We start from the raw sequence: 5,885 nt of genomic DNA on the forward strand, positions 1-5,885 counted from the left end.
AATTCCAGGGTCTTGTTCTCGTAGGGGGTGAGGTCCTTGGTGGGACGGCTGTCGACCAGCGAGCCCGGCAGGAAGGCGCTGATGCCGTTGACCATGACCTTGAGGCCGCCCTTGACCTTGCTGGTGGTGGTGCCGGTGACGAATTCGCCCGACTCCAGGGCCTTTTCCAGGGCCATCCACGAGGCCAGGCGCTTGGCCTTGTCGCGCGACAGCAGGGTGTCGCCGAAGCCGTTCTCGACGGAGTCGATGGCGACGGACACGAAGTCGCCGACCTGCACTTCGAGTTCGCCTTGGTCGTTCTTGAATTCGGACAGCGGGACGTAGGCTTCCGACTTCAGACCGGCGTTGACCACCACGTGGTTGTGTTCGATGCGAACGACCTCGGCGGTGATGACTTCGCCCGCGCGCATTTCGGCGCGCTTGAGGGACTCTTCAAAGAGGGCGGCAAAAGATTCAGACATTGGGTTTTCCTGAAACCGCTTGGTGTCGGCGCACGGAGGCCCGCAGGGGGCGGCGCGGGTGACGACGGGTGGGCGGTGTAGCGTTGTGCCGTGTGGAACACGGCGGGTTGGTTGACGATCCCTGGGACCTGCGGACGGGGAACATCCGGCGGGGTCTTCGGGGCCTGGGGGTGGCTTGCTCAGCGGACCGGGAAAGCCTGTTGGCCGTGCCAGCGTTTCAACACGAATTGCACCGATTGCTCGATGTCCAGTTCGGAGTTGTCCAGCAGCACCGCGTCTTCGGCCGGCTTCAGGGGAGCGTGCGCGCGGTTCATGTCGCGAGCGTCGCGCGCCTTGAGGTCGGCCAGAAGGTCGTCGAGTATAGCCGGTATTCCCTTTGAAATCAATTGCTTATGGCGGCGCTGGGCGCGCTGCTCGGCGCTGGCCGTGAGGTAGATCTTCAGCGGGGCGCCGGGGAAGATGACGGTGCCCATGTCGCGGCCGTCGGCCACCAGGCCGGGCAGGTGGCGCATCTGCAGTTGCAGGTCGACCAGGGCGGCGCGCACCTGGGGCACGGCCGAGACGCGCGAGGCCGCCATGCCGGCGGGTTCGGCGCGCAGGGCTTCGGTGACGTCCTCGCCTTCCAGCCAGGTCTTGCCGGGGGTGAAGCGCACGTCCAGGCCGGCGGCCAGGCGGCCCAGGCGCTCGGCATGGGCGGGCTCGCGCAGGTCGGCTTCGGTGGTGGACAGGCCCTCGCGCTCGGCCGCCAGGCCCACCAGGCGGTACAGGGCGCCGGAGTCGAGCAGGTGGTAGCCCAGGCGCGAGGCCAGCTCGGCCGCCAGCGTGCCCTTGCCGGAGGCGGTGGGGCCGTCGATGCAGATGACGGGGATGCGCTCGGCCGGCGTGTGGCAGACGCCGAACAGGGTTTCGAAGTAGTCGGGGAAGGTCTTGCCCACGCACTTGGGGTCTTCGATGCGCACCGGCAGGCCGGCCGGGTTGAAGGCCGCGAGCGAGAAGCACATGGCGACGCGGTGGTCGTCGTAGGTGTGGATGCTGGCCCGCCGCCATCCGTAGGCCCCCACGCTCCCCACTGCGTGTGGTTCGCTACCCTCCGAGGGCGCTGCCCCGCCTTGGGGCGTCCCGGCGGCGGGGCCCGCGGGCGGCGTGACGCGAATGAAGTCCGCGCCTTCTTCGATGGTGGCGCCGAGCTTGCGGCCTTCGATGGCCATGGCGGCGATGCGGTCGGTTTCCTTCACGCGCCAGCTGGCGATGTTGCGCAGCGTGGTGGTGCCGTCGGCGTAGAGCGCCATCACGGCCAGGGTCATGGCCGCGTCGGGGATGTGGTTGCAGTCGAGGTCGATGGCCTTGAGCGGCCAGGCGCCGCGGCGCACGCGCAGGCGGTTGCCGTCGCCCTCGACCTCGGCGCCCATGAGCCGCGCGGCCTCGATGAAGCGGATGTCGCCCTGGATGGAGTCCGTGCCCACGCCTTCGATCACGACGCCGTCGGTCCCCGGTGTGGCAGGCGCGATCGCGCCCAGCGCGATGAAGTAGCTGGCCGAGGAGGCGTCGGCCTCGACGGCGATGCGCCCCGGCGAGGCGTAGCGGCTGCCGCGCGGGATGGTGAAACGTTGCCAGCCCTCGCGCCGCACATCCACGCCGAAGCGCTGCAGCAGCTTGAGCGTGATCTCGATGTAGGGCTTGGAAATGAGCTCGGTGGTGACCTCGATCACCGCGTCGCGCTCCTGCGCCACCAGCGGCAGCGCGAGCAGCAGGGCGGTGAGGAACTGGCTGGAGACGTCGCCGCGCACGCGGATGGGCCCGTCCAGGCGCAGCGGGTGCGTGCTGCCGTCGCCCAGGCGCAGCGGTGGGTAGCCTTCGTTCTGCAGGCAGGCCACCGGGCAGCCGAGTTGGCGCAGGGCGTCGACCAGGTCGCCGATGGGGCGCTCGTGCATGCGCGGCACGCCGGACAGCTCGAAGCGTGCGCCCTGGGCCGTGGCCAGGAGCGACAGCGCGGCCGTCAGCGGGCGCATGGCGGTCCCGGCGTTGCCCAGGAAGAGGGCGGCCTCGCGCACCGGCAGCCGCCCGCCCAGGCCCTGCACGCGCACGCTGGCCGGGCCGGTCTCTTCGATGGTGCAGCCCAGCTGGCGCAGGGCCGCGAGCATCACGCGCGTGTCGTCGGAGTCGAGCAGGTCCTCGACCAGGGTGGGGCCGTCGCTGAGCGCGGCCAGCAGCAGCACGCGGTTGGAGATGCTCTTGGAGCCCGGCAGGCGCACGCGGCCGCCGGCGCTGATGAGGGAAGGGAGGTCGAGGCTGGGGATGTCGAACATGCGCGGTCGGCGGCTCAGCCCTGGGGCTTGACGGCCGTCATGCGCCAGCCGGCGCGCGCCTCGCTGGCCTGGTCGATCAAGGTTTCGAGCGCGTCGGGGTCGTTGTTCTTGATCGCCGCCTCCAGCTCTTGCAGGGCGCGCAGGAAATGGCGCGACTGCGAGACCAGCTCTTCCTTGTTGGACAGCAGGATGTCGCGCCAGACGGCGGCGTCGCTGGCCGCGATGCGGGTGAAATCGCGGAAGCCGGGACCCGCCAGGGCCAGGAAGTCCTTGCCCTCGTCCTGCTTCTGGATGGCGTTCATGAGCGCGAAGGCCAGCAGGTGCGGCAGGTGGCTGATGGCCGCGTAGGCGGCGTCGTGCCCCTCGGGCGTCATGCGCTTGACCTGGCAGCCCAGCGCGCGCCAGACCTTCTCGGCCTTGTCCAGGTGCGCGGGCAGGGTGCGCTCGATGGGCGTGAGGATGACCTGGCGGCCGGTGTAGAGGTCGGGGTCGGCGTGGTCCACGCCGGCCAGCTCCTTGCCGGCGATGGGGTGGGCTGGCACGAACACGCCCACCTGCTCGCGCAGCACGCGGCGCGCGGCGTCGATGACCTCGCGCTTGGTGGAGCCCACGTCCATGATGAGCACGTCGTTGCGCACCAGGTGGCGGATGGCCTTGAAGGTGGCCTCGGTGGCGGACACCGGCACGGCCAGCAGCACCAGGTCGGCGCCCGAGACGGCGAGCAGCGCGGACGGCGCTTCCACGTCGATCACGCCGAGCTGGCGCGCGCGTTCGGTGGTGGACGGCGACTTGCTGTAGCCCACCACGCGCTTGACCAGCCCGGCGCGCTTGAGCGCGAGCGCGAAGGAGCCGCCCATGAGGCCGCAGCCGATCAGTCCGAGTTGCTCAAACATCATTCCGTCACCGGGTAGGCGCCCAGCACCTTGTAGAAGGCGCACAGGCGTTGCAGTTCTTCGAGCGCGGCCGCGACGTGCGGCTGCGAGGGGTGGCCGGCGAGATCGATGTAGAAGTAGTACTCCCATTGACCGGACTTGGCGGGGCGCGATTCGAAGCGCGTCATGGATACGCCGTGCTGCTTGAGCGGTACCAGCAGGTCGTGCACGGCGCCGGGGCGGTTGGGCACCGACACCACGAGGCTGGTGCAGTCGCGCCCGCTGGCGGGCGGCATGGCCAGGGTCTGCGGCAGGCAGATGATGGCGAAGCGCGTGCGGTTGTAGGCCTCGTCCTGTACCGCGTGCGCGACGATGTGCAGGCCGAACTGCGCGGCGGCGCGCTCGCTGGCCAGGGCGGCGAAGCGCGGGTCCTCGGCGGCCAGGCGCGCGCCCTCGGCGTTGCTGGAGACGGCGCGGCGCTCGGCGTTCGGCAGGTGCTGCGACAGCCAGCCCTGGCACTGCGCGAGCGCCTGGGGGTGGGCCATCACAACCTCGATGCCCTCGAGCGAGGCCTCGCGGCACAGCAGGTTGTGGCGCACCAGCAGGCTCACCTCGCCCACCACGTGCACGGGCGAGCGCAGGAACAGGTCGAGCGAGCGCGCGACCACGCCTTCGGTGGTGTTCTCGACGCCGACCACGCCGAACTGGGCCGTGCCGGCGGCGGTGGCGTGGAAGACCTCGTCGAAGCTGGCGCAGTGGATCAGGTTGGCGGCGCTGCCGAAGAACTCGATGGCCGCCTGCTCGCAGAAGGTGCCCTGCGGCCCCAGCACGGCCACGCGCTGCGGCGTCTCCAGCGCGAGGCAGGCCGACATGATCTCGCGCCAGATGGCGCCCACGTGCTGGTTGAGCAGCGGGCCGGGGTTGGCGGTCTGGATCTTCTCGATGACCTGGGCCACGCGGTCCGGGCGGAAGAAGGGCGAGCCTTCCTGGCGTTTGAGCTCGCCGACCTTCTCGGCCACCAGCGCGCGCTGGTTCAGCAGTGTCAGCAGTTGCTGGTCGATCGCGTCGATCTGAACGCGCAGTTCGCCCAGGGCTTCGGATTGTTGCGGTGAAGCTGCCATCGGATCAGGCCATTTCCTTTTCGAAGTCGCGCAGGTAGTCCACCAGGGCCTGGACGCCTTCGATGGGGATCGCGTTGTAGATGCTGGCGCGCATGCCGCCGACCGATTTGTGCCCCTTGAGCTGCAGCAAGCCGCGCGCCTGTGCGCCGGCCAGGAAGGCCTCGTTGCGCGACTCGTCCTTCAGGAAGAAGGGCACGTTCATGCGCGAGCGGCAGTCGGGCGCAACGCGGTTTTCGTAGAAGGGCGACTGGTCGAGGAAGTCGTACAGCAGCTTGGCCTTGGCGATGTTGCGCGCCTCCATGGCCGCCACGCCGCCCTGGCGCTTGAGCCATTGGAAGGTCAGGCCCGCGATGTAGATCGCGTAGGTGGGCGGCGTGTTGTACATCGAGGCGTTGTCCGCCACGGTCTTGTAGTTGAAGGCGCTGGGGCAGATGGGCAGGGCGTGGCCGAGCAGGTCCTCGCGCACCACCACCAGCGTGAGACCGGCCGGCCCCAGGTTCTTCTGCGCACCGCCAAAGGCCAGGCCGACGCGCGTCCAGTCCACGGGGCGCGAGGCCACATGCGAAGAGAAGTCGACCACCAGCGGGGCATGGCTGCCCAGGGCCTTGAGGTCGGGCAGCGCCTGGAACTCCACCCCATGGATGGTTTCGTTGCTGCAGATGTGCACGTACTGCGCGTCGGGAGAGAGTTGCCAGCTGGCCGGGTCGGGCAGGGTGGTGTGGCGGCTGTCGGCGTTGCTCGCGGCCAGATGGGTCCGCGCGTAGCGCCCGGCCTCTTTCAGCGAGTTCTGGCTCCAGCCGCCCGTGACCACGAAGTCGACCACGCCGCCGTGCGACAGGTTCATCGGCACGATGGCGTTTTCGGCCAGGCCGCCGCCTTGCATGAACAGGATCTTGAAGTGCGAGGGCACGGCCAGCAGTTCGCGCAGGTCGGCCTCGGCTTGGGCGGCGATCTCGCCGAAGGCCTTGCCGCGGTGGCTCATTTCCATCACGCCCATGCCGGTGCCGTGCCAGTCGAGCATCTCGCGCGCGGCGATCTCCAGCACCTCGGCCGGCATCGCGGCCGGACCGGCGGAGAAGTTGTAGGGCCGCGCCATCACGCGGCCGGCGCGGCGTCGCCGCTGTC

Annotated in this window: 5 protein-coding genes; all 5 read right to left on the bottom strand. The window is 69.8% G+C overall.

Features of this window, described 5'->3' with window-relative positions:
* Positions 1-461: S1 RNA-binding domain-containing protein (locus BGO22_RS19380; protein WP_286852254.1), on the bottom strand; the 461-nt coding region annotated here is incomplete at its 3' end.
* Between the two features lie 179 nt (positions 462-640).
* On the bottom strand, positions 641-2,767 hold the full coding sequence (locus BGO22_RS19385) for a bifunctional 3-phosphoshikimate 1-carboxyvinyltransferase/cytidylate kinase (RefSeq protein WP_070398189.1): 2,127 nt from the start codon (positions 2,765-2,767) through the stop codon (positions 641-643).
* 14 nt (positions 2,768-2,781) lie between these two features.
* Positions 2,782-3,660: a prephenate dehydrogenase gene (locus BGO22_RS19390; protein WP_070398188.1), complete on the bottom strand. Its 879-nt coding sequence runs from the start codon at positions 3,658-3,660 to the stop codon at positions 2,782-2,784.
* Positions 3,660-4,760 carry a prephenate dehydratase gene (gene pheA / locus BGO22_RS19395; protein ID WP_070398187.1) on the bottom strand — a complete coding sequence of 367 codons (1,101 nt, stop codon included), beginning with the start codon at positions 4,758-4,760 and terminating at the stop codon, positions 3,660-3,662. Before pheA ends, BGO22_RS19390 begins: the two co-directional genes overlap by 1 nt.
* A 4-nt stretch (positions 4,761-4,764) precedes the next feature.
* The gene (gene serC / locus BGO22_RS19400; protein ID WP_070398186.1) at positions 4,765-5,856 is read right to left on the bottom strand and encodes a 3-phosphoserine/phosphohydroxythreonine transaminase; all 1,092 of its coding nucleotides are present in this window, start codon (positions 5,854-5,856) and stop codon (positions 4,765-4,767) included.
* Positions 5,857-5,885 lie beyond the last annotated feature (29 nt).

It is taken from the genome of Hydrogenophaga sp. 70-12, from assembly GCF_001897365.1.
Classification (GTDB): Bacteria; Pseudomonadota; Gammaproteobacteria; order Burkholderiales; family Burkholderiaceae_C; genus Hydrogenophaga; species Hydrogenophaga borbori.

What these genes read in the sequence shown, in the direction of transcription:
- pheA (WP_070398187.1), bottom strand. Translation starts at nt 4,760, where the DNA reads ATGGCAGCTTCACCGCAACAATCCGAAGCCCTGGGCGAACTGCGCGTT.
- BGO22_RS19390 (WP_070398188.1), bottom strand. Translation starts at nt 3,660, where the DNA reads ATGTTTGAGCAACTCGGACTGATCGGCTGCGGCCTCATGGGCGGCTCC.
- serC (WP_070398186.1), bottom strand. Translation starts at nt 5,856, where the DNA reads ATGGCGCGGCCCTACAACTTCTCCGCCGGTCCGGCCGCGATGCCGGCC.
- BGO22_RS19385 (WP_070398189.1), bottom strand. Translation starts at nt 2,767, where the DNA reads ATGTTCGACATCCCCAGCCTCGACCTCCCTTCCCTCATCAGCGCCGGC.